Source organism: Pantoea sp. EA-12, assembly GCF_030053355.1.
In the GTDB taxonomy this organism is placed as follows: Bacteria; Pseudomonadota; Gammaproteobacteria; order Enterobacterales; family Enterobacteriaceae; genus Pantoea; species Pantoea vagans_C.
Genome location: NZ_JASGBY010000006.1, coordinates 96,937 through 121,412 on the forward strand (window position 1 = coordinate 96,937; position 24,476 = coordinate 121,412).

At 51.1% G+C, this 24,476-nt stretch carries 20 protein-coding genes; 13 read left to right on the forward strand and 7 right to left on the reverse strand.

The features are described 5' to 3' along the window. The 8 genes from QMZ30_RS11075 to QMZ30_RS11110 all read left to right on the forward strand — a co-directional run bounded on the left by QMZ30_RS11075 (window position 1) and on the right by QMZ30_RS11110 (window position 8,926). Window positions 1-993, forward strand: a complete 993-nt coding sequence (locus tag QMZ30_RS11075; protein ID WP_224934630.1) for a hydroxyacid dehydrogenase — start codon at window positions 1-3, stop codon at window positions 991-993. Window positions 994-1,026: 33 nt separating this feature from the next. Beyond that, window positions 1,027-2,022, forward strand: coding sequence for an inositol 2-dehydrogenase (gene iolG / locus QMZ30_RS11080; protein WP_283227401.1), 996 nt, complete (start codon window positions 1,027-1,029; stop codon window positions 2,020-2,022). 10 nt (window positions 2,023-2,032) lie between these two features. Beyond that, complete coding sequence (locus QMZ30_RS11085) at window positions 2,033-3,148, forward strand: Gfo/Idh/MocA family protein (protein ID WP_283227402.1); 1,116 nt, start codon at window positions 2,033-2,035, stop codon at window positions 3,146-3,148. A 359-nt stretch (window positions 3,149-3,507) separates the two neighbouring features. After that, window positions 3,508-4,434 (forward strand): substrate-binding domain-containing protein, encoded by a 927-nt coding sequence (locus QMZ30_RS11090; RefSeq protein ID WP_283227403.1) that lies wholly within the window; start codon window positions 3,508-3,510, stop codon window positions 4,432-4,434. Between the two features lie 70 nt (window positions 4,435-4,504). After that, window positions 4,505-5,557: a sugar phosphate isomerase/epimerase family protein gene (locus tag QMZ30_RS11095; RefSeq protein WP_283227404.1), complete on the forward strand. Its 1,053-nt coding sequence runs from the start codon at window positions 4,505-4,507 to the stop codon at window positions 5,555-5,557. 10 nt (window positions 5,558-5,567) lie between these two features. Then, window positions 5,568-6,740 (forward strand): Gfo/Idh/MocA family protein, encoded by a 1,173-nt coding sequence (locus tag QMZ30_RS11100; protein ID WP_283227405.1) that lies wholly within the window; start codon window positions 5,568-5,570, stop codon window positions 6,738-6,740. A gap of 29 nt (window positions 6,741-6,769) precedes the next feature. Next, window positions 6,770-7,351: a hypothetical protein gene (locus QMZ30_RS11105; RefSeq protein WP_283227406.1), complete on the forward strand. Its 582-nt coding sequence runs from the start codon at window positions 6,770-6,772 to the stop codon at window positions 7,349-7,351. Window positions 7,352-7,471: 120 nt separating this feature from the next. Further along, a complete protein-coding gene (locus QMZ30_RS11110) occupies window positions 7,472-8,926 on the forward strand; it encodes a sugar porter family MFS transporter (protein ID WP_283227407.1) in 1,455 nt (484 codons plus the stop codon). A 55-nt stretch (window positions 8,927-8,981) separates the two neighbouring features. Here the strand turns inward: QMZ30_RS11110 and QMZ30_RS11115 are convergent, their stop codons facing one another. Continuing rightward, window positions 8,982-9,998 carry a LacI family DNA-binding transcriptional regulator gene (locus QMZ30_RS11115; RefSeq protein WP_283227408.1) on the reverse strand — a complete coding sequence of 339 codons (1,017 nt, stop codon included), beginning with the start codon at window positions 9,996-9,998 and terminating at the stop codon, window positions 8,982-8,984. 136 nt (window positions 9,999-10,134) lie between these two features. Between QMZ30_RS11115 and QMZ30_RS11120 the strand changes: the two genes are divergently transcribed. Beyond that, the gene (locus tag QMZ30_RS11120) at window positions 10,135-11,280 is read left to right on the forward strand and encodes a phytanoyl-CoA dioxygenase family protein (protein WP_283227409.1); all 1,146 of its coding nucleotides are present in this window, start codon (window positions 10,135-10,137) and stop codon (window positions 11,278-11,280) included. A gap of 65 nt (window positions 11,281-11,345) precedes the next feature. Here the strand turns inward: QMZ30_RS11120 and QMZ30_RS11125 are convergent, their stop codons facing one another. Next, the gene (locus tag QMZ30_RS11125; RefSeq protein WP_283227410.1) at window positions 11,346-13,766 is read right to left on the reverse strand and encodes a membrane-bound PQQ-dependent dehydrogenase, glucose/quinate/shikimate family; all 2,421 of its coding nucleotides are present in this window, start codon (window positions 13,764-13,766) and stop codon (window positions 11,346-11,348) included. A 372-nt stretch (window positions 13,767-14,138) separates the two neighbouring features. Between QMZ30_RS11125 and QMZ30_RS11130 the strand changes: the two genes are divergently transcribed. Then, entirely contained in the window at window positions 14,139-15,146 is a 1,008-nt protein-coding gene (locus QMZ30_RS11130; protein WP_283227411.1) for a LacI family DNA-binding transcriptional regulator, read from the forward strand. Between the two features lie 244 nt (window positions 15,147-15,390). On the opposite strand, the gene QMZ30_RS11135 is transcribed toward QMZ30_RS11130, so the two are convergent. Next, complete coding sequence (locus tag QMZ30_RS11135; RefSeq protein ID WP_283227412.1) at window positions 15,391-16,323, reverse strand: ornithine cyclodeaminase family protein; 933 nt, start codon at window positions 16,321-16,323, stop codon at window positions 15,391-15,393. 47 nt (window positions 16,324-16,370) lie between these two features. Next, the gene (locus QMZ30_RS11140) at window positions 16,371-17,471 is read right to left on the reverse strand and encodes a cis-3-hydroxy-L-proline dehydratase (RefSeq protein ID WP_283227413.1); all 1,101 of its coding nucleotides are present in this window, start codon (window positions 17,469-17,471) and stop codon (window positions 16,371-16,373) included. A gap of 101 nt (window positions 17,472-17,572) precedes the next feature. Between QMZ30_RS11140 and QMZ30_RS11145 the strand changes: the two genes are divergently transcribed. Then, a complete protein-coding gene (locus tag QMZ30_RS11145) occupies window positions 17,573-18,601 on the forward strand; it encodes a GlxA family transcriptional regulator (protein ID WP_283227414.1) in 1,029 nt (342 codons plus the stop codon). 103 nt (window positions 18,602-18,704) lie between these two features. Here the strand turns inward: QMZ30_RS11145 and QMZ30_RS11150 are convergent, their stop codons facing one another. Both QMZ30_RS11150 and QMZ30_RS11155 read right to left on the reverse strand, forming a co-directional pair. Then, window positions 18,705-21,134, reverse strand: coding sequence for a membrane-bound PQQ-dependent dehydrogenase, glucose/quinate/shikimate family (locus tag QMZ30_RS11150; protein ID WP_283227415.1), 2,430 nt, complete (start codon window positions 21,132-21,134; stop codon window positions 18,705-18,707). Window positions 21,135-21,562: 428 nt separating this feature from the next. Then, entirely contained in the window at window positions 21,563-22,492 is a 930-nt protein-coding gene (locus QMZ30_RS11155) for a LysR family transcriptional regulator (RefSeq protein WP_283227416.1), read from the reverse strand. Between the two features lie 94 nt (window positions 22,493-22,586). Between QMZ30_RS11155 and QMZ30_RS11160 the strand changes: the two genes are divergently transcribed. Continuing rightward, the gene (locus QMZ30_RS11160; RefSeq protein ID WP_200575610.1) at window positions 22,587-23,075 is read left to right on the forward strand and encodes a GNAT family N-acetyltransferase; all 489 of its coding nucleotides are present in this window, start codon (window positions 22,587-22,589) and stop codon (window positions 23,073-23,075) included. A 156-nt stretch (window positions 23,076-23,231) separates the two neighbouring features. Here QMZ30_RS11160 and QMZ30_RS11165 read toward each other — a convergent pair whose 3' ends face one another. Continuing rightward, window positions 23,232-23,441: a DUF1471 domain-containing protein gene (locus QMZ30_RS11165; RefSeq protein ID WP_200575606.1), complete on the reverse strand. Its 210-nt coding sequence runs from the start codon at window positions 23,439-23,441 to the stop codon at window positions 23,232-23,234. A gap of 298 nt (window positions 23,442-23,739) precedes the next feature. Between QMZ30_RS11165 and QMZ30_RS11170 the strand changes: the two genes are divergently transcribed. After that, window positions 23,740-24,465 (forward strand): pirin family protein, encoded by a 726-nt coding sequence (locus tag QMZ30_RS11170; RefSeq protein ID WP_283227417.1) that lies wholly within the window; start codon window positions 23,740-23,742, stop codon window positions 24,463-24,465. Window positions 24,466-24,476: the final 11 nt, after the last annotated feature.

A 24,476-nucleotide genomic window follows, 5' to 3' on the forward strand; every position in this document is an offset into this window, starting at 1 on the left:
ATGCCACATGTACTGGTCGCGGGAAAAATTCATCAAGCCGGGCTGGCCGTATTACGCCAGGCAGAAGGTATCACTCTGACTCAGGTACAAGAAGTCAGCGTGGAGAGTTATGCCCCTTATCTGGCGGATGCGGATGCGCTGCTGATTCGCACTCAGCCGCTCACGGCAAAGGAAATTGCGGCTGCCCCCAACCTCAAAGTCGTCTCGCGTCATGGTGTGGGTTATGACTCCGTGGATGTAGAAGCCCTGACAGAACGCAACATCCCTCTGACGATTGTGGGTGACGTGAATTCGCTGTCGGTTGCTGAGCATACGCTATCGATGCTGCTGGCTCTGGCAAAACGCATTACCTATTTCGACAGTGGCATTCGTGCAGGGGAATGGAACCGTCGCAACAGCTTCTCAGCGGTTGAGATTGCGCACCGCACGCTGTTTATCCTGGGATTTGGGCGTATTGGCCGGGAAGTGGCTCGTCTGGCGCAGAGCTTCCGCATGAACGTGGTGGCGTACGATCCCTATCTTCCGGATGAGGTTTTCCAGCAGCAGAATGTTCGTCGCGTGACGGATATCCAGGCGGGTTTGCAACACGCTGATGCTGTGACCGTGCATTTACCGCTCAGCGGTGAAAAGCCGCTGATTGGACGCGAGGAACTGGCGTTGATGAAGCCCGGCGCCATGCTGATCAATACCGCACGGGGTGGGATCGTCGATGAAAATGCGCTGGCCGAGTCACTCTCACAAAATCACCTCGGTGGCGCCGGACTCGATGTGCTTAAAGCCGAACCCGCGGACCTGAACGCGGCCCTGCTGCAGCACAGCGATCGCCTGATCCTCACGCCGCACACGGCCGGTCTTACGGAGGAAGCGGCGATGCGCATGTCAGTGTCCGCAGCGGAAAACATCGTCAACTTCTTTAACGGAAGTCTGGATACAAAACTGGTGGTTAATCAGCAGGTGCTCGCCCTGCATGACCTGATGAACCAATTACCTTAACAACAATAAATTACCTCTCTACTGGAGTATGTCATGGTCAGAATCGCCATTCTCGGTGCCGGCCGTATCGGACAAGTGCATGCCGCCAACGTCGCGCGCCACAAAGACGCCACGCTGGTTGCTATCGCCGATCCCTTTATTAGCAACGCGCAGTCACTGGCTGCCACCTGGGGCGGCATCGCCATCGCCGATCCGCTTGAGGCCATCAACAATCCAGACATTGATGCTGTGATCATTGGCACGCCGACGAACACCCACGTCGAACTGATGCTGGCCGCCGCCAAAGCGGGTAAAGCGGTGCTGTGTGAGAAGCCCGTTGATTTGGATATCCGCAAAGCGGTTGCAGCGGAAGAGGCCTTAGGAGAACAGCGTAAAAAAGTCATGCTGGGCTTCAACCGCCGCTTTGATCCGGGTTTCACTGAAATCAAACAGCGCATTCAGCGAGGCGATATCGGCGATCTCCATCAGGTGATGATCTGCAGCCGCGATCCTGGTCTGGCCCCGTTAGGGTATCTGCAAACTTCCGGCGGCATCTTCCGCGACATGGTGATCCATGACTTCGACCTCGCTCGCTGGATTCTGGGCGAGGAACCCACCGAGATTTTCGCCGTCGGCAGCCGCCTGTTTGAACCCTCACTGGAGGCGCTCGGTGACTACGACACGGTGATGGTGCAGATGCGTACCGCGTCGGGCAAACAGTGTCAAATCAACTGCAGCCGTCAGGCGGTATATGGCTATGACCAGCGTATGGAAGTGTTTGGTTCAGCGGGCATGTTGTTGAATGACAATTTACGCGAAACCACCGTGCGCCATTACGGCGCTGAACAAACTGAGACGCGCGGTCCGCTGCTGAACTTCTTTATGCAGCGTTACACCGATGCCTATCGTCTCGAAATGGAGGCGTTTATCAGTGCGATCAAAGACGGCACTGACTTGCCCACCACCGTGTTTGACGGTTGCCAGGCGTTACGACTGGCAGACGCGGCGCAGTTGTCGGCGGATACGCATGCGGTAGTGAAGCTCAACTAAGGAGAAGACGATGCGTAAGCTTGGAGTGGGATTAATCGGTACAGGTTTTATGGGCAAATCACACGCGATGGCGTGGCGTGCTGCCGCGTCATTCTCAGGTGAGGTGCAGCCGGTGTTGGTCAGCGTGGCGGATATCGATGGTGCCGCGGCTGAAAAGGCAGCAGCGCAATATGGATTCCAGCGCTGGACCACAAACTGGCAGGACCTGATTGATGATCCCGAGATAGATGTTATCTCCATCACTTCGCCCAACCGATTCCACGCTGAACAATCTCTTGCAGCGATTGCGGCGGGGAAGCACGTGCACTGTGAAAAACCTTTGGCGCCAAACAGTGCCATCGCCGAAGAGATGTATCGCGCCGCAGAGAAAGCAGGCGTGGTCACGCAGGTGGGGTTCAATTACATCAAAAACCCGTTACTTAAACACGCCAAAGAACTGATTGCGGCGGGTGAGTTGGGAGACATTACCGGCTTCCGTGGTATTCACGCCGAGGATTTCATGACCAGCCCTCAGGTGCCGTGGTCGTGGCGGCTTGATCCCACCGGTGGTGCAGGTGCGGTAGCCGACCTGGGCAGCCATATTCTGGGCATGGCGCGTTTTCTGTTAGGGCCGATTACCGAACTGTTTGCCGATCTGGACACAGTGGTAAAAGCCCGTCCGGAACAGGCGGGTTCCACCGTCCTGAAGCCGGTTGAAGTGGATGATATCGCTCGTCTCACCGTGAAGTTTGCGCGTGGCTGTGCCGGGCATATCGAAGCGAACTGGGTCGCATCCGGTCATAAGATGCAGCTGGGTTTTGAAATCACCGGCACGCGGGGTTCGCTGATTTTTAATCAGGAGCGTTTTAACGAACTGCAGTTATTCCAGTTCAGCGAACGTGAAGGCAGCAATGGGTTCCGCACTATTGTTGCAGGCCCTGAACATGCGCCTTATGGGCTGTTCTGTCCGGCGCCCGGCCACCAGATTGGTTTTAACGATCTGAAAACCATCGAGATGTTGGAGTTTATCCAGTCAATCGACCGCGGTCAGGCGGTTGGGCCCGATTTCAAAGAAGCTTACGAGATCCAGAAGCTGGTGGACGCCTCGCTGGTGTCCTCAAAAGAGCGCAGTTGGGTCTCAGTGTAATCACGTAGAGGTGAGAAGGCAGGACGCCCCTGCGAGGCTGGATGCCTCAACTATTCATAGCTCAGTTGAAAGAAAGTTGCTCTGCCTGGAATAATCCAGAACGCTCATCTTTCAATTGTTCTTTATTTAATATTAGAAAGTGCCCGAATATTGAGTGTTGTCTTTCCATTATGCTGGTTTTGATAATGGGAAAGCCATGCAATAAATCATTATCGTTTGTGCCGTATCTATTGAAGGCTATCGAAATAGACAGGGACGATAATCATCAGCAGTAGAAGTCACCCCTACGTAATAGCAGTAATAATAAAATCATCATATCAGCATCAAGCTGACGTTAACGACTATTGTGGAAGGCCAATATGAAAAAGATCATCTTACTCTGTCTTACGCTCCTCTCTATCAGTCCGTCGGTATTCGCTATTCAGGTCGGTGTCAGTATTGCCCAAATGGATGATGTATTTCTCTCCCGTCTGAGGGGATATATTATCGAACATGCGAAGCAATACCCCGATATGAAAGTTCAGTTTGAAGACGGGCAGGGCGCGGTTGATAAACAATTAAGCCAGGTGCAAAGTTTTATTAGTGCCAAAGTAGACGTGATTATTGTTAACCCGGTGGATACGCAGGGCACCAAAAATATGTCTGAGGCGGCGCGCAAAGCCAATATTCCGATTATTTATCTCAACCGTATGCCAGCAGATTCCAAAATGGGTAACGGAGTGAGTTATATCGGCAGTGATGAAGTAGAAGCGGGTCGCCTGCAAATGGGCTATCTCGCGGAGATGGTCAAAGATCGCAAGGACGTCAAAGTCGCCATTATGAAAGGGCTGCTGAGTAACGATGCCACTCGATTCAGAACCCAGGGCGCGAAAGAGGTGATCGCTAAGCATCCGAATATGCACGTGGTGCTGGAAGACACCGCTAAATGGATGCGTGAAGACGGTATGAATCTGATGAATAACTGGATCCTCACCGGGCAGAAAATTGACATCCTCTCCGCGAACGCCGACGAAATGGCGATCGGCGCTGCGATGGCCATCAAGAGCAACGGTCTGAATATCGGCAAAGATATTCTGGTCGGCGGGACGGACGGAGGTCCAAACGGTCTGCAGGCCATTAAAAGCGGCATGCTCACGGTGACGGTGTTCCAGGATGCAAAAACGCAGGCATTTGGTGCTGTCGATATGGCGGAGAAAGCCGCTAAAGGCGAAAAACTGCAGGACATTAATTTCATCCCGTTCCAGTTGGTCACGCCACAGAATTACCAAAAGTTTGTGACGAACTAAGCACGATTTCTTTCTGTGTCATTGGCACCTGTGCAGTCGCAGGTGCATTTTTTTTCAATCGGGAGTGGATATGAAGACGATTAAAGGTCCTGGCGTTTTTCTTGCGCAGTTTGCGGGAGACAGTGCGCCTTTTAACACGCTGGCAGGCATGGCGGGCTGGGCGGCAGAAAAAGGATTTAAAGGCGTGGAGATCCCGAGTTGGGACACGCGATTAATTGACCTGCGTAAAGCGGCGGAGAGCCAGACCTACGTAGATGAAATTCTCGGTGTGCTGAGTGAGCATGATCTGACGCTTACCGATCTTGCCAGCCACTTACAGGGCCAGCTAGTGGCACTGCATCCGGCATTCGATTTACCCGCCGATAGCTTTGCCCCCGAGGAAGTACGCAATCATCCTGAGCGCCGTCAGGCATGGGCGACAGAGCAGTTGTATCTGGCAGCCAAAGCCTCTCGCCGCTTTGGCCTGACAAAGCACGTGACGTTTTCCGGCACCCTGTTGTGGCCCTATCTCTATCCCTATCCGCAGTGGCCAGAGGGGCTGATTGATGAAGGATTCAACGAACTGGCGCGACGCTGGACGCCGATCCTGAATGCTTATGACGAGCAGGGCATCGATCTTTGCTATGAGATCCACCCGACGGAAGATTTGCACGACGGGCTGACCTTTGAGCGCTTCCTGGAAAAAACCGGCAATCACTTACGGTGTCACATTATGTACGACCCCAGTCATCTGGTGCTGCAGGGGATCGATTATCTCACCTACATCGATCACTACCATGAGCGCATCAAAGCCTTCCACGTTAAAGACGCCGAGTTTCGCCCTAACGGTAAAACCGGAGCCTACGGCGGTTATCAGCCGTGGACCAGCCGCGCCGGACGCTTCCGTTCACCGGGTGACGGGCAAACCGACTTCGGCGCGATTTTCTCGAAACTCACCGGTTACGATTTCGATGGCTGGGCGGTGCTTGAATGGGAATGTTGCTTCAAAAACGCGGAAGACGGCGCGCGTGAAGGCGCGCAGTTCATTGATGAGCATATTATCCGCGTCACCGGCAAATCGTTTGACGACTTCTGTAAGTCGTATGCCGACCCGTCACTGAACAAAAAAATTCTGGGTATTTAAGGAGAAAGTCATGAGTAAGTCATCTCTGCAGGGGCGCCGCATCCGTCTTGGAATGATTGGTGGCGGTGAGGGCGCGTACATCGGTGGCATCCACCGTTTTGCTTCACGCCTGGATAATGAATACGAACTGGTCGCCGGTGCATTTGACGTGAATGCAGAACGTGGGCACGCTTTTGCCGCACAAAATCATATTGCCGCCGATCGCTCTTATAACGACTACACGGCAATGGTTGCCGCTGAAAGTGCGCGGGAAGATGGCGTGGATGTGGTCGCCATTTGCACACCGAACTTCACGCATTTCCCAATTGCGCGCGCTTTTCTTGAGGCGGGCATCGATGTCATCTGCGAAAAGCCTCTGACTTCCACGCTGGATGACGCAGAAGCCCTGGCAGAAGTCGTCAAATCCACCGGTGGTTTTCTTGGCGTCACGTATACCTATTCCGGTTATCCCCTGATCATGGAAGCGCGTCATCGCGTGGCTGAGGGGTTGATTGGCAGGGTGCGTACCGTACAGGTGGAATATCCGCTGGAGTGGATGGCAACCGGTGTGGAGCTGAAGAACAATCAGCAGGCAGCCTGGCGCGTCGATCCGAAAAAGAATGGCCGTGGCGGTTCTATCGGCGATATTGGTACGCATGCCTATCATCTGGCGGGTTACGTGACCGGCTTGAAAGCAGAAAGCGTGATGGCCGATCTGGCCACCTTCGTTGAAGGCAGGGCGCTGGATGACAATGCACACGTCATGATTCGTTATGAAGGCGGCGCGCGCGGACTGCTCTGGTCATCGCAAGTTGCCATTGGTTGTTCCAACGCACTGCGTCTGCGAGTATTTGGTGAAACGGGTAGCCTGATGTGGTCACAGGAACAGCCCAATGAGCTGATTTTTACCACGCTGGAAGGCTATACCCAGATCATTAAACGCGGTCGGGATGACCTTTCTGCACTGACGAAAGCGCGCACCCGTACTCCACCGGGACACCCGGAGGGTTACATCGAAGCTTTCACTAACCTGTACAGCGGTTTTGCTTCGGCACTGCGCGCGCGTGACCAGCAACGTGAGATTCACGGTATTGGTGCGGCCGTTCCGCAGATTTATGACGGACTGAAAGGCGTGGCTTTTGTTGAAGCCGTGGTCGACAGCCATGAACAGGGTACTGTCTGGAAGACACCAAAATACAACTGATTTCAGCTTAATTCAGGAAGCGTCCCCTTATGCAAAGCACGAATTCGAGCCATGTCGATGTTCATTCAATAAAACGGATTGAAAAAAGGTTCCGGCAGGTAGCTGAGTATCAGGGGATTTCCTCAAAACAGCTCAAATTGAGTTTGATGGAGCACTATGTAAATCAGTGGCTATGTAAAAACGACCTGCTGAATATCACCGTCTGCGATATTGATAACGATTTCCGGCGCAGGTTGTTCAAACCTGTACCAATTTTTGTGAAGGTGAGCGGATTTGCATCCAGAATGGGGATGAAATCGCTGACGTTTTCGCTTCCTCATTATGATTTTCCATATGAACACTGTCGAATAATATCGGATGAGCCTTTCAGGGCTAAAGATTCAATTCGAAAACACAGTTCCGAAGCTGTGCTAATACAGGATAATAATTCTTCTACCTCAATGGTATGGCATGGATATATTCAAGTGTTTGAGCCAAGATTTTTTCATTTCCCCCATCGAAACGAGATGATAGAGGGCGTGAAAAGTGACATTTCTGTTAGCATTAGAAAGTCAATTAATCTAAATTTTCCCCACCTTTTATTAGACAAGGAATACGAACCTGAGCTCTAAATGACCTCACCCGCTATGAAGCTATGATAACAAATGGAGTTGTCTGCTTATTGTGTCGAGGTGGCCATTCAAATTTTCTCAATAATCATATTTTATTTTGAACTAAACGGATGATTTACTATGAAGAAGTTTCTGCAAGATTCTGCTTACGAAAATTCTCCTGCATGGTTAACGATTCCTCAAAGACTTTATTTTGTAGTATTGGTTGCAACTATGGGATCCTTAGCTTTTGGTTATGATACTGGAATTATTTCTGGCGCTTTGCCTTATATGGGGCTACCTCCCAGTCAAGGGGGATTAGGTCTCAACCCTTATACAGAGGGGCTGGTTGCTTCATCTCTCATTTTTGGTGCCGCTGTTGGGGCATTTGTGACAGGTTACATTACAGACTATTATGGACGACGTGTTACGTTGCGTTTTCTTTCTTTAATATTTGTACTAGGGTCAATAGGCACTGCAGTTTCTCCGAACACAGAATCCATGATTATCATGCGATTTGTGCTAGGTATTGCCGTGGGTGGCGGTTCTTCAACTGTGCCAATTTTTATTGCTGAAATTGCGGGGGCAAAAAGGAGAGCACCTTTAGTAAGTCGTAATGAGCTGATGATAGTATCCGGTCAACTCATGGCTTATGTCGTGAGTGCAGTGATGAGTGTTGTACTGAACGATGCTCATATCTGGCGATACATGCTGGCATTAGCTTTGATACCAGGCGCATTGTTATTTTTGGGTACATTCTTTGTTCCTGCATCTCCACACTGGCTTGTTGCAGAAGGTCGACATAAAGAAGCTAAAAAGATTCTCGAAAAACTGCGGGAAACTTCTTTAGAGGTCAAACACGAAATTGATGAAATGTTAAATCATGCTCGGGAGACTCGGGAAGGTCCACCGCCTCGTGAATTGCTTAAGCAGAAATGGGTTATCAGATTACTTATTGTTGGCTCAGCAATGGGTATTGTACTCCAGTTCACAGGCGTGAATGCGTTCATGTACTATACACCGATAATTTTGAAAACGACGGGCATGGGCACCAGCGCAGCTATTACAGCGACCATAGGCAATGGTGTCGTTTCAGTGTTGGCAACTATTGCGGGTATCCGTATTATTGGCCGCTATGGGCGAAGAAAATTGCTGACCATTGGTCTTTTGGTGGTTATTGCCATGCAAATAACGCTTGGTGTTGTATTAATGTTCGTCCCCTCTGGGCTGACACAGAGTTATCTTGCTCTGTCTTGCATTCTTATCTTCCTCTTCTTTATGCAAATGTGCATTTCACCCGTTTACTGGGTGCTCATGTCAGAACTGTTCCCGATGAAAGTTCGTGGAGTGCTTACTGGCGCGGCTGTGTCATTCCAGTGGATCTGCAATGCCATTGTAGCATTTGCCTTCCCGCCTTTACTGGCCGCAGCAGGAAATAAGACCTTCTTTATCTTTGCCGCTATCAACGTGGCTTCCTTAATCATGGTTCTCACGATGCTACCTGAAACCCGTGGTAAATCTCTGGAGACGATTGAGAAAGAAATGCGCGAACGTTTCGGTGAACAGGAACACGAGCAGGCAGCAGATGCAGTTTAGGTGTCCAGCCCCCTGATATATTTGATTATCAGGGGGCGGCATAGCGTTAAGCAGCTCAGGTATGCATGTTATATCGGGTGATGATATTTACTTTTGAATAAAGCTGTTGAACTTCGTTTACAGGTAAAAAATTATGGAATTCCAATAGCGTTTTTAGCGCATTCTGAGCATCAAGCTGTAAATTATGTTCAATTAATACGTCAATTTTACCGGCTTGCATCAAGGCTCTGTTTTCACGATCGAGATCGTGTCCAATAAAAGCACGGATAGTGATGCCATGTTCATCTAATGCCCTGAGGATCCCGGCATTTCCGCCCCCGACGGTATAGACCGCTATAATCTCCTTTTCCCTTTCCAATGCCTTGTTGATGTAATCGTACATCTGGTGGTCAATGCCATAACCGCCGGCTAATTGTACTATTCTGCAATCTGGCTTGAACTGAGTAATGGCTTTGATAAACCCTTCACACCTTTCCATCTCTCCGGTGAAATCCTCACTCCCCACTATCGTCGCGATAGTGCCATTATCGGATGACAGCCATTTCGACATGATCAATGCGGCCGCTTTTCCTGCGCTGAAATTGTCCATACCGATATAGCGCAGTCGGGCGCTGCCGGGAATATCAGTCACGATAGTCACAACAGGTACACGTTGACGTATCAGTGCCTCGATGACCGGGATCATTTCTGGCGAATGCTGGAGCTTGAGCACAATGCCATGACTGTCCACGGCACATTTCTTTATCAGCGTTTTAATCTCGGTGAAGCTCAGGTCTTCATAGCAGTGAAAACGGAGTTGAATGCGGAATGAAACGAAGCTTGATATCTGGCTGACGAAGGCTTCGCGCACTAACTCACTAAAGCGTTCGGGAGTATGGAGAATGACGTCAATATAAATGGTTCGCCCTTTTGCAAGGCTGGCTTTCTGCTGTAATTCGAGATCGGCTATTGCCTGAATTATCCGGTGCTCGGTCTGTGGGTGAACGTTGCCCCGCTGATGGAGAGCCCTATCAACCGTTGCCAGACTGAGGCCTGACTGTGCAGATATCTGCTTGAGCGTAAACTGCTTCATATTATGAGGTTTTTTTGAGGGTTTTTTGATGTTTTGTTAACTCAATGTAACTGCTAGCTTGTGGTGTAGCAAGCCAGCAGTTGGGCTGAAGATGCGTTAGCAAACCCTGCAATGATTAAAATTAAATGAGGTCGTTATGTCTCCAGAATATTTCGCAACTGAGGGTCAGGTTTCTGTAGATGATTTCAAAACCTTCTGCAATCAGCGCGTGAATGCTGCAGATTACCCTCTATCCGCTGAAGTGCAATCTGAGGTGATTATCTATGATCGTTCAACTTTGGAAGATGCCGCCGCCACGGACAAACGGTCAGTACTGAGTGAACTCCATAAAGCGCTTTCCTATGGGCCTGGCGTTTTTGTTATCAAAAATCTGTTCTCTGATGTATCCGTCATAGACAGAGCTTCAGCAGCATTTGAGAAAATCATGCGTGAAGAGGCCGCTTCGAAAGTGCAGGCGGACCATTTCTCCAAGGCAGGCAACAATGGAAGGATCTGGAACGCGCTGCAAAAACTTGGCGAAACCAGCCCTGAAGTCTTTGCCGAGTACTATGCTAACCCGATGCTAAACCTGATTTGTACTGCCTGGCTGGGTCCCGCCTGGCGCATGACTTCACAGGTTAATCAGGTTCGTCCAGGCGGTGAAGCGCAGCAACCTCACCGTGATTATCACCTTGGTTTTCAGCAAAGTGCATTTGCTGCTGAATTTCCCATACCGGTGCAAATCCTGACGCAGTATCTGACATTGCAGGGTGCAGTTGCCCACTCTGACATGCCGTTGGCCTCTGGGCCGACGCAGCTGCTGCCCTGGTCACATCAATATGAGTTGGGCTATATCGCTTACAGACGGCCTGAATTTGCCCAATACTTCGCAGAGAATTTTGTGCAGTTACCCCTGAAGAAAGGCGATGGATTATTCTTTAATCCTGCGCTTTTCCATGCTGCCGGTAATAACACAACCGAAAGTCACGTCAGGACGGCCAACCTGTTGCAGATCTCATCGGCGTTTGGCGTTCCAATGGAAGAAGTGAATCATGAACATTTGCTAAAGCTGGTGTACCCGATTTTTTTGAAAAGCCGTAAACCAGCCGATCAAACCAGGGCGTTGATCGAGGTGGCAGCCCGCGGCTATTCATTCCCGACTAACCTTGATACCGACCCGCCTGTGGGAGGAATGGTGCCTAAAACGCAGCAGCAGCTGGTTATGGAAGCATTGGATGCGCAGTGGAGTGTTGAAAGATTTCATTCCGAACTGGATGCACAGACGTTAAAGCGAAAAGCTTGAGTAAGAAAAACGGGCGCTGTTAACAGCGCCCGTTTTTTATTTCCTGCTAAGCATTAGCCTGGCAATTAAGGGAGTGCATAAGCAATCACGTAGTCACCGCGGTTGTCATTGGTGCCGGTGCGTGTCGCACCGCCAGCCACGACAACAACATATTGTTTGCCGTCTTTGCCCATATAGGTCATTGGAGCGCCTTGTCCGCCTACTGGCAGACGTCCACGCCATAGTTCTTTACCAGTATTATTATCAAAGGCGCGCACGTAGTAATCCAAAGAACCATGGAAGAAAGTCAGTCCACCTTTGGTAACTAATGGACCGCCCATCGTTGGCATACCCAGCGGGATATTGATGCCTGGCGCCACACCATGAATCGGTGCGTCCTGGATACTGCCAACCGGGACCTGCCAACGAGTTTTACCGGTGGTCAGGTCAATGGCTGTCATCGATCCAAACGGTGGTTTGAAACAAGGAACGCCCAATGGCGACATGAACATTCCGCGCTCAACACCCCAAGGAGTACCTAACTGTTCAGAGTACTCACCTTCAGTCGTGGCTTTCAGCCCTCGGCGATCTGCGTCTTCACGCTTAATGAATTGTCCCCACTGCGCCATACGAATGTCGTTGACGATCAACGTGCCGGTAGACATATCCAGTGCGCCACCACCCCAGTTAAACCCACCGTAATAGCCTGGGTAAATTAGCGTCCGTTGTTTATCAGTAAGCGGAGTGAACGGGCCTCCGGTGCGCATTTGCTTGTATTGAATACGGCAGTAGAGCTGATCAAAGATTGATGCGCCCCACATGTCGCTCTCTTTAAGCGGCGTGGTACCCACAGAAATAGCAGAGAACGGTTGGGTATCGGCCACCTGCATACCCGGCATGACATCAGTTGGCACTTTACGATTTTCAACCGGGATAACAGGCTTACCAGTACGGCGATCCAGCACGAAGATTTCACCACGCTTGGTCAGCTGAATGAGTACCGGTGTTTTCTGACCCTCTTTGCCTGGCAGGTCAAACAAAATCGGCTGTGAGGAAACGTCATAGTCATACTGGTCAATGTTGGCGGTGCGGAAGTGCCAACGCTCCTTGCCGGTTTTCAGATCGACGGCCACGATGGCATCGTTATACTCATTAGAGTACGGATGGCGGTTGCCGGTCCAGAAGTCAGGCGTCTGGTTACCCGTTGGGAAATAAGCCAGGCCCAGTTTTGGATCGTAAGCGGCCGTGCCCCAGAAGTTAGGCGTTTCAAGTGGGTAGGTCTCGCCGGCTGGCAGCGGGGTGCTGTCGCTGGCTCCGCGTTTCGCATCCCAGGCCCAAAGAATTTTGCCACTGACCACATCATATCCACGTACCACGCCACCAGGCTCGCCAATGGTAAGGTTATCGTTCAGACGGCCTCCCACCATGATCACGCCATCGGCCACCAGTGGCGCTGAGGTCACGTTATAGCTACCCTGCTGGCCTCCTTTGGCGTCAGCTGGCATGTTCAGAGTCAGATCGACGTAACCGCCGTTGCCAAAGTCTTCACAGAGTTTTCCGGTTTCGGCATCCAGTGCCACGATGCGGGCGTCAATGGTTGTTTCAATGATACGTTTGCGACAGGTCGCAGCAGAGGAAACAGGCGTCGCGGCAATCCCGCCAGGGGTTTGGTTGTTAGCAGGCAACTGGTCGAGATCGGCATAGCCCACCCCTCGGCATCGCTTCCAGCCCTTGTCGCTTTCAAAGATTTTCGCTTGTGGATCGAAGCGCCATTTCTCTTTGCCAGTTGTGGCGTCAATCGCAATCACCTTGCTAAGCGGCGTACACATATACATCGTGTCACCCACTTTCAATGGTGTCGTTTGATATTCAGCACCATCAATAGCAAGGTCACCGGTGCGATATGTCCAGGCTACTTTCAGATCCTTAACGTTGGCGGTATTAATTTGTTTGAACTGTGCAAAGCGCTGTCCCAGGGTATTACGGCCCCACGCGGTCCAGTCATCACCGCTATTGTCTTCTGCTGCCTGGTCGATAACTTTTGCCGGGCCAGCGCTGGCATTCGCTTCCATTTCCGGATGTACGCGGAACATGTTAGCGAAGATAGCAACGAGTGAAACAACGGCGACCAGTGAAACGATGACCGATGCCATTTTAGGCAGAGCAGGGCGGCCAGCTTCATTGGTGAGAACTGGCGAACAAATTGCTGCCAATATGAATACAACAAGGAACGCAACGGTGCGCGGAACCAGTTGCCAGAAATCGGTACCGACCTCTGCAAATGCCCAAATGAGGCTGCAGACCAGCAATGCTAAGGACAGATAGAATGTCCATGCTTTAGCGCGGAAAAATCCAACGCCACATACGGCCATGGCCAGTCCCGCGGGTAAATAAAACCAGGAACCCCCAAGGCTGATTAAATAAGCGCCACCACCCGCTAAAGCCAGCCCGAGGATGAGTAGAAATATCCCCACTATTTTTGTGAAAATTGACGTACTACTTTTCATTTTCAGTTAACCCTTGCGTTAAAAAATCCAGCTTTTATAGAAGAGAGTATTTAAAGCGGTTATTGCTCTTGTTGCTTCCTGTCTAAAGTTATTTGAATAAATAAGGCCCATAGGGGCTCGCTCCTTTAAAATGAATTAAGGAGTTAAGATTTTTGAATAAAGTGGCCATTAGACTATAAAATACACGCGTAAAAATCAGGGCTAATAAATAGCCTTCACCTGGTTCAATGGTTTATATCGAAAATCCAGGTGCGCGAAATATTAATTTTTAGTGACCAATTGTCAATTTTTTGCGGTTTCGGTTACGCGGCGAAACATTATCATGTACATTTAAATAACAAAAGAACTTAAAGACCTCAAAAAGACCTCAAAATGAAGTTTACCATCAAACAAATCGCAGCTCAGGCTGGCGTGAGCAAGGCGACGGTTGACCGGGCGCTTCATGGTCGAGGAGCCGTACATGCCCGTACTGAAACCCGGATAAAACAAGCGATTAGGGATTTAGAGTTGCAAGAACGAACCAGTCTTGCTTCCGGCAGAACCATTCCCATTGACGTCATTCTCCATACCCCTGAAAGATTCAGTAAATTGGTCTGTGATGCACTTATTGATGAAATGAGTCATTTTGTCTCGTTTCAGCTCCGTTTGCGGTTTCATTGTGTTGAAACTATTAACACGGAAGAAATGAGAAAGCTTATGTTGAAATGTGCCAATGACAGTTACGGCATCATTTTAAAAGCGGAAAATAATCCACTGATCAGTAAAACCATCGAAGAATTACAGCGGCACCGTGTGCCGGTTGTGACGATTGTGACAGACGTAGCGGATAGCAAGCGCCTTCGTTATGTTGGTATGGATAATGTCGTCGCAGGGAAGACGGCCGCTTATTTAATGTCACAGTGGATTAAAGAGGCTGAACTGGATGTCGCGGTGGTATTAAGTAGTCAGCATTTCCTGGGTGAGGCCGAGCGAGTTAAGGGATTTTGTCAGGGTTTAAAAATGATGGCGCCTTCACTGAATCCTGTCTGGGTGAGTGAAGGCTATGGTGTCGATGGAATGACCTTCGATGTCATGATGAATACCTTAAATCATTATCCAAATTTAAAAGCGGTTTATTGCGTGGGCGGTGGCAATGCAGCCATTCTTCGGGCGTTCAAACAGGCCGGGCGAGATATCGTCAGTTATATTGGCCATGACGTCGATGAAGAAAACCGCTTCCTGCTGACCGATCATAAATTGAATGCGGTGATTCAACATGATCTGCGAAGCGATGCGCGAACGGTATTCCAGACGCTGTTGACGTTCCACGGTTTCCTGCCCGTCATCGAGCCGACCGATCTCTTTTCCAAGGTGAACGTGGTGACGCCTTATAACGTGTAGTGTAAATCGCTGAAATGCTGCTGCTGATAATGACCATTTCAAGCAGAATGAAATCAGTGGAATTCTCAGCAAAACCTGCCAGGTTGTCTCACTAAAACCAGTAAGACCGGATAAGTACTTATTCCCGATTGGTGATTTAATTGCCGGTGATTAGCGCAATACTGTTTCACCGGGCCATGCCATGGGTTTTCATACAAAAGGGGATGTCACTGAGGCCGAAATTGAATTTCCAAACACCCGTACATCAACCCCCCTTCAAAAGATCGATCACGCACTGACTCATCATCAAATCAAGATGCGCACCGCCCGCATTTTTAAAAACGGTAATGTCCTCATCCGTGCGCCGATGGTCAGAACGTTGGCACAGTTCGAAAAGGTCCGCCTCAATCTGCTGTTCGCTAATCTCTCCGCTCTGCAGTGGAATAGCGATATCTCCTGAAAGCAGCGCGGCGGCGCGATCATCGACAAAGACTCGTGCCTGATGCAGCAGTGCACCGTCCGCTTCCTGCATATCCGGGCGGTAACCGCCGACTAAATCGATATGTGTACCTGGCTTGACCCAACTCCCTTTGATAACCGGGCTGGTGGCGCTGGTTGCCGTGGAAATAATATCTGCGCGCGAAACGGCGGTGGCGAGATCGTCCACAATACGGGCGTTGATGCCTTGCTGTTGCAGGCTATCTAAAAGTGGGTGAAGCTTCTCTGCGGAGCGATTCCACAGCAATACGTCAGTAATACCAGGGCGAACCTGTAAATGTGCGTGTACCAAAGCTCGCGCAACAGGGCCCGCGCCAATCACCAGCAGTGTGTGGCTATCTGGACGACTCAGATACTGGGATGCCAATGCTGAGTCGGCTGCCGTTTTGAAACAGGTGATGGCCGGACCATCCAAAATGGCAGTTACCGCTTTTGTTGTCTGATCGAACACCACAAAAGCGGCGTGCTCTGCTGGCAAGGGAGGCTGCGCCTGCACATTTTGCGGGTAGATAGAAGCGAGCTTAATACCCGCGCCATAGCCAGGCAGGATCACCCCGCGGCTGAACAGGCCAAAGGTGGCATCGCCAATGAAATACTGGTCGCCAAGCGGACGTGCGCCCTGGTGTCCTCGTTCGAGCGCCTCAATCGCCGTTTTCCAACTTAACGTTGCATTGATGTCCTGTGCAGATATGAATTGCATAATTTCTCCAGTCAGAGCGGGGGCCACGACGGGTGGCACCGGTTTTCTTATCGCGTAATAATCGCGACAGGCTCGCCTAATATAGACATATCCGGGACCACACCCAAACCCGGTTTATCGGAGGCGATCATAAAGCCATCCTGGATGCGCGGTCCGCCGTCAGCAATCTTGATGCTGTGATACTCGTGGAAAGCCGAGGACTGGAAATGGCACTCGTTGGGTGTCGAATGGGCGAGATGGTTTAGCGCGGAGGTCGCGATTTCACCGCCCCATGAATCTTCAATCGTCAGGTTGATACCTAGTGACACGCAGAGGTCTCTGAATTGTCGTGCTTTGGTTAAACCACCGATACGGCTGACCTTAAGGTTGACGACATCCATGGCACTGTCCTGGTAACCGCGCAGCAAAACGCGAAGATCATCCATGCATTCATCGAGAATAAAAGGGTGATCGCTGTGGCGGCGCACTGTCGGGCACTCTTCATACGAGAGGCAGGGCTGTTCAATGTAGATATCGACATCTTTGATCGCCTTAACCACTCTGACGGCTTCGTGTTGCTTCCAGCCGGTGTTGGCATCTGCCGCCAGCACGTTGCCTTTTTTCAGCACTTCACTCACCGCAAAGATGCGCTCTATATCATCGCTGGCATTGGCACCGACTTTCATCTGGAACTGGCGAAAGCCTTGCTGCTGATATTCCATTAACTTTTTCGCCATCGCGGCCGGTTCCTGACGGCTGACCACCTTGAACAGCGTGACCTTTTCCTGCAACAGCCCGCCTAGCAAGTTGTAAACCGGTTGGCCGGTGGCTTTACCGAGCAGATCCCAGCAGGCCATATCAATCGCTGATTTCACGTAAGGATGGCCTTTCAGTAAGGCATCCATGGTTTGATTGATTTTGCCCAACTGCAATGGATCTTCGCCAATCAGGCCTTGGGCAATTTTAGCCAGTCCCGCACGTGCACCTTCAGCATAAGCCGGAAGATAAGAGGGGCCCAGCGGGCAGATTTCGCCGACACCGGTCAAACCGCTGTCGGTCTCAATGATAATCACCGTGCTGTCAAACGCATCAAAGCTTTGCGTTGACCAGCTGTAAGTCTCTTTCAATGCCAGATCGACCTGATGGATGGCGATTTTAACGATTTTCATTTTTGCGCCTTGTAGAGGAGATGAGGCTTAACTGTAACTGTATATTTGATGTATAAATTGTAGATACAAGACAAATATGGGTACATTCCGGCAGGTATGAAATGAACCAACTCACGTCACCGATAACCTCAATAAAACCCGCTTTTGAGAGCGATTCACCGTTACGTGTCGGTATCCTTGCGGCACCTGATTTCACCCTGCTGTCGCTCTCGTGCTTTATTGATTTTTTGCGACTTTCCTCCGATGAACGTGACTACAGTCGACAAATCTATTGTCACTGGGATTTACTCTTCGATAACACTGACCCCATTTATTCCAGCTGTGGCATTCCCCTGATCCCGCGCCGTTTGTTTGGCGATCCTCGGGAATATGACTGCATTGTGGTACACGGCGGAATACTGCATGGCACTACCCCCGTACCGGATGCCTATCTCGCGTTTATTCGCCAGGCCGTCGCCAGCCAGGTCAGAGTGATCGGACTGTGCACCGGGCAATTTCTGCTGGCGAGATTGGGCTTATTAACAGGGCTGCGCTGTGCGGTGCATTTTTCATTGGCGGAAGAGATGCAAGCGCTGTACCCGGATGTCATTCCCGTCACGGATCAGCCTGTGGTACACGATGGGGGGATCACCACTTGCCCAGGTGGATTGGCGTCTATCAATCTGGCGGCGCAGTTGGTCACGGAGAAATGCGGACAGATACGCGCCGATAAAACGCTTCATTATCTGCTGGCCGATCGTGGTTTTGATGAAATGCGTGAGAGGAAGCAGGAGGGGGAGTTGGGACTGAAGTGTTCAGACCAGCGGGTCGCTAATGCCGTGGGATTAATGCTGCAACGCATTCACGAATCCGGCACCGTGGCGGACATCGCAAAGCTTGTTGGTGTGACCGAGCGTGAACTCACGCGTTTATTCAATCAGTATCTCAGGGCTTCGCCTGCCATGTACTGGCGTCAGTTACGTTTGAAGGCGGCACACTGGCAGGTTATCAACAGCTCCCGCTCTATCACGCAAATCGCCTATGAGTGCGGATTCACCGACAGTTCCCATCTGATTTACTGGTTTAAACGCACCTATCACGCAACGCCCTCGCGTTTACGCAAACTGCGTCAGACGGTGGGCATTCACTAAGGGGCGGTTGGATTCTGAAACTTCTAAAACATGACGATGATTTAAGGTGCAGATATTGAGGCCTTAGAAAACCGCCATTCCTGAGGAATGGCGGTTTATCAGATTACGGCAACTTATAAGCAATCACATAATCACCGCGATCCGGTGAGTTACGTGCGCCGCCTGCAGAGATAAGCAGGTACTGCTTGCCATCCACCGGTGACTTATAGCTGATTGGCGTGCCCTGGCTGCCTACCGGCAGACGCGCTTTCCACACTTCTTTACCGGTAGAAGTATCGAAGCCGCGCAGATAGTAATCCTGCGTGGAGGCGATAAACACTAAACCGCCCTGAGTCGCGAGCGTACCGCCAATGGTTGGCATACCAATTGGCATCGGCAAGCCGATTTTCACGCCGAAGGGACCGGTATCCTGTACGGTACCGACGGGCACCTGCCAGGCAATTTTCTGCGTTTTCAAGTCAACCGCGGTCAGCGTGCCGAACGGTGGCTTCTGGCAAGGGATCTCCAGCGGTGACATAAAGCGCACTTTGGCATTAATGGCATACGGCGTCCCTGCTAACGGCAGAGGACGGCTGATTGCCGCGGCTTCGTTGCCATCGTTTTTCGCGCCCTGAATCTCCGGTGATGCCGGAATCAACTGCACTTCCAGACCCACGCGCATATCGTTAATAAACAGGTATTGATTGACGGGATCAATCGACAGTCCGCCCCAGTTCATGCCACCCAGCGAGCCAGGCAGATTGAGTGAAGGGTCAGTACCTGGCGGGGTGAAGAGTCCGTTGTAACGTTTGGATTTGAACTGAATGCGACAAATCAGCTGATCGAATGGCGTGGCGCCCCACATATCCGACTCTTTCAACACATCCGCACCAATGGTAGGCATGCCGACTGAGAAGGGTTGTGTCGGTGAGTAGATCTCATCCGGGATCTGCCCTTTGGACACCGGGCGCTCTTCCACTTTGGTTAACGGTTTACCGGTGGCGCGGTCCAGTACAAAAAGCTGGCCCGATTTGGTGCCGAAAATGAGTGCCGGTGTGGTTTTGCCATCAGGCCCTGGGAAGTCAGAGAAAGAGGGCTGCATCGGCACATCGAAGTCCCACAGATCGTTATGAACCGTCTGATAGACCCATTTCACCCGGCCAGTGCTGGCATCCACGGCCACCATCGAGGCACCAAACTTACGATCCAGCGGGTTGTGTTTCACGCCCCATAAATCGACCGCCGCGCTGCCGGTTGGCATATAAACGGTGTTGGAATGGCTGTCATAAGACATTGGCGCCCACACGTTGGGTGTCGAGCGTGCATAGGTTTGACCCTCTGCTGGCGCCTGTTTCTGCTCAGGGTTGCCTGGATCAAACGCCCAACGCAGTTGGCCGGTGATGACATCAAATCCACGCACCACGCCGCCTGGCATATCGGTCGCCACGTTATCCGCGACGCGACCGCCAATGACCACGGTCGTGCCCGCCAGCGTTGGCGCAGAGGTAGGATAGTATTCGCCTTTGTCCGCGCCTTTGCCCATATGGTCGCTCAGGCTGACACGGCCGTTGTTACCAAAGTCATGGCAGAACTCACCAGTATCGGCATCCAGCGCAATCAGCTCTGGCGTCACGCTGTTCATCAGAATTCGACGCTGACACTGTGCAGTTGCGGCAACTGACACGGTGCTCACCGGCGTGGAGTCCGGCAGGTCAGGTTGCTGCAATGGCGCCTGTGCATCGAAGTAGGCCAATCCACGACAACGCATCCATTTTTTCTGCTTAGCGTTGATTTCAGTTTTCCACAGCTCTTTGCCCGTGGTGGCATCAACCGCAATCACGTTGTTATGCGGAGTACACAAATAGAGGCGGTTGCCGATCTGCAAAGGTGTTTGCTGGTCTTCCGCTCCGCCACCGTTCGGGCTGACCGGGATATCCCCGGTGCGGTAGGTCCATGCAACCTGCAGGTCCTTCACATTGTCGCGGGTGATTTGATCCAGTGCGACAAAGCGCGTCCCGCCTGAGGTGTTGCCGTAGTTGTCCCAGTTGACCTGCTCTTCACCTGGCTTCACTTTGACCAGCGGCAAAGCATCGCCAGAGGCGCTAATAGGATCGTGCGGCACAAACATACCGCCAAGGGTGGCAGCGAAGGCAATCGCCAGTCCACCAGCCAGGGAAGCGGTGAGCTTCCAGCATGACTTTTTACCTGCTTTCTTAAGCAGAAGCGGTAAGGAGAGAGCCACTAAGATGCCAAAGCCTGCCAGCGTCAACAGTCGTGAGACCAGTGGCCAGAAATCCAGACCGACATCCCACAGCGCCCAAATAGCGGTGCCCAACAGCACAACGCCATACAGCAACGCGCCGCTAACCCGTTGGCGGATAATCTGCACTCCCGAAATGAGCAATGCCAGGCCAGCGATCAGGAAGTACGCGCTGCCGTGCAGGCTGACCAACTGCCAGCCGTAAAAGGTAAGAAATGCGGCCATCACCAGAATGATGGCTCCCAAAATAGCAAGCCATGCGGCTGCTGGTTTGGACAGTTTATGACCAGACATAAATGTTCCCTAAGGTGTAATGCAAGCAATAACAGCAAGGCTAAATCCTTACTGTTTGTGAAGTTTATCAATGAGATGTAAAAAAATGCGCGGTAATGTTATTGAGTTTTTAAGCAGATGGCTATCGATCTTTAATTGGTACTGAATGAGGATTAATTGATTGGAGAAGGGGAAGGAAATCACCCTACGGGGAGGGGGAGGATGGTGAGGAAATTTTGCGCTGATGTTAATTCGACGCTTTGGGTGAGTCGTGATGTCAGGGGAGATTGAGGATGCGGGGCGTAAAAGGGTCCAGGCCAGGCTTCAGCAGCCAATCCCCATTTTGATTTACGCTGGAAAATGGCAGTGACTGAGCGTGTCATGTTATTCAGCACCTTCCTGACCGGCATTACCGCCCCGTGTCGCGTTGTTAGAGCGAGGCATGCCAGTTAGCTGACCGTTGAAGCTTTATCGAGATGCTTCAGCTTCTCGACCATCACAGACTTAAGCCAGTCGGTGGCTTCCCGTTTTCCGCTGCGTTTATGGGTATAGATCTTCACAGTGAAGCGGGGTGCCTTAAACGGTAACGGGAAAGTGCTTACGCTGACGGTGGGAGCTAATTTCCCCGCCACGAACGATGGAATCGCCATTAGCAGATCACTCTCAGCCACGATAAAAGGCGAACTGAGCATCGACGGGGTTTTGATTACCGTCCTTCGTTTCAGGCCCAGTCGTTCCAGGTGCGAGTCCAGCAATCCCTGTTTCTCATTCCAGGGAGTGACGACCAGATGACCGGCGGAAAGATACGATTCCAGTGTCAGACGGGTTCGGTTCAGATTACTGATCACCACAAACTCATCACTGAATAAATCGGTCTCTTCCATGTCGGGATGTTTGCTGTCCCCCGGCTCGCTAAAGCTCAACGCAAGATCGACCTCACCGGCCAGCAGTTCAGTGAGTGCCGGGTTGTGCGGTAAATGGCACAGTTCAAAACTCTGGTGAGGGGCGGCATCACTGAGGGCCTTCATCAGACCGGGAAACACGCAGAACGCGGTGTAATCCGTTACCGCAATTTTAAAACAGTCCTGGTTTAACAGGGGATTAAACGGTTCTGCAGGGCAAAGGTGTTTGTTTAGCGCGGCCAGCGTCTCGGCAATAAAGGGCGCCAGCTGGCAGGCATAAACGCTTGGGCACATTTTATGTCCATCGCGGTAAAACAGCGGATCTTTGAGGAACTCACGCAAGCGCGTTAAAGCGTGACTGAGGGCAGAAGTGCTCAAGGAGAGTTCAATCGCTGCCAGTCTCACCGATCGGTGTCTGAACACCGCGTCAAAAACCGGTAAGAGATTAAGATCCAGCCGCCGTAATATATGATGCATGAAATTCACCTATTGTTGATTTTATTGCACTTCATTCACTCAACATTACCCTTTATCATCCAAAGCTTCAATTCATTGAAATAAAGAAGCTTTTATGACCCTGACTGTCCGGCAAGCCTGCCCTGATGATGCAGAAGCGATCTACAACATGATTGCTGAACTCTCTGTTTATAAACACGGTTTACAGGATTCGCTGACCAGTCCGGAAGCCATTAAAAGCATGCTGTTCAGCCCTGAAAGCAATACCGAGGCATACCTGTGCGAAATCAACGGTCGGGTGGCGGGTTATGCCGTGATCACCAGCAGCTATTCTGCCTGGCTGGGTCGGCGTGGCATTTATATGGAAGATCTCTATTTTTCGCCGGACTATCGCGGGCTGGGCGTGGGAAAAGCGCTGCTCAAATTCATCGCCCAGGAAGCGGTCAGACGCCAGTGTGGTCGGATTGAATGGAGTGCGCTGAGCTGGGATCAACCCGCTAAAGAGTTCTATCAAAGCATTGATGCGCTGCCATTAAACGAATGGGTGCGCTATCGATTGGATGGGCAAGCGCTGGAGCGGTTTGCCGAAAGTCACCTGAGTTGACGCTTCTGACATTCTCCAGCAGAAAACCCTTTGCACGCCTCTCCCTTGACCGATGCCTGAAGTCACGTCATCGGTGCCCCATAGTGAGTTATGAATACCAAACAAAAAAGGCCACCTCGCGGCAGCCTTCTCTGGCAAATCCTTTTGCGACCATGATTATTTGGTCAAACGCGCCGTCATATGCACCTGATTGCCTGCGTAGGCTTCCGTGATGCTGTAGCCGGAATGTGCCAGTTTTGCTTTGGCGGCAATCTGCGCTTCGGCACCGTCTAAGGTTGAAGCGGTTGCAGTGATGGTCTGTGCGAAGCTCGCAGATGAAACCAGTGAGAGTGCGATAACTGCAACGAAAGTTTTGATGTTTTTCATGGTCATTTCCTTAGGTTAATTTAGATTTTGTGAGGCGTTTTGCCTCGATGTGATGAATGGTAGACCTAAGGTGCGAGCATGAAAATCACATATTCATGTTCAATTAAGTCAAAAAAATTGAATAATAATTGACGGTCCTTTTCCTCCTGTATCAGAACAAATACGCCTTCAGAACTGACAACTAAAATGAGATATTCATTGCCGATTTAGCGCATTGTTGGCGAATTATGTTTACGATAATTTTTCTCCTATCGAAAGGGCACTGGCGTCTTTTCCCTTACATTTTTGGAGAGTAAACATGATTGAACAACGCTTAGCCGATGCTCGTGGTCTCGGTGATCATGGCTGGTTGCATTCACGCCATACGTTTTCATTCGCCAATTACTGGGATCCTAAACAAACCGGTTTCTCTGACTTGCTGGTTATTAATGATGACAGGGTGGCAAAGGGGCGGGGCTTTGGCGCGCATCCGCACAGCAATATGGAAATCATCTCTTATGTATTAGAGGGTGCGCTGGAGCATAAGGATTCAATGGGTACCGGTTCGGTGATTGTACCGGGTGATGTCCAGTTAATGAGTGCAGGCACCGGGGTGACGCACAGTGAGTTTAACCACTCAAGAGATAACGGCGTTCACTTCCTGCAAATCTGGGTGGTTCCGGCGGAAAAGGGCAGTGAGCCGCGTTATCAACAGACGCGCATCTCTGAAGAAGAGAAGCGCGGCAGGTTCAAGCTGATCATTTCGCCGGACGGTGAGCAGGACTCTCTGCAGATCCGCCAGGACATGCGCATCTATGCCGGCCTGTTTGATGGTGATGAGCAGGAGACGGTACAGCTGGATGTCAACCGCTATGCCTATATACACGTGGCGAAGGGCAGTGTGGTGGTGAATGGGGGGATATTTAACGCGGGCGATGGTGCGCGCGTACGCCAGGAATCACAGTTGACCTTCAGTGGCGGTAAGCAGGCGGAAGTTCTGCTGTTTGATGTGCGGCCATTAGAGACCAATCAGCCCACGCGGTAAAAAAAACCGGC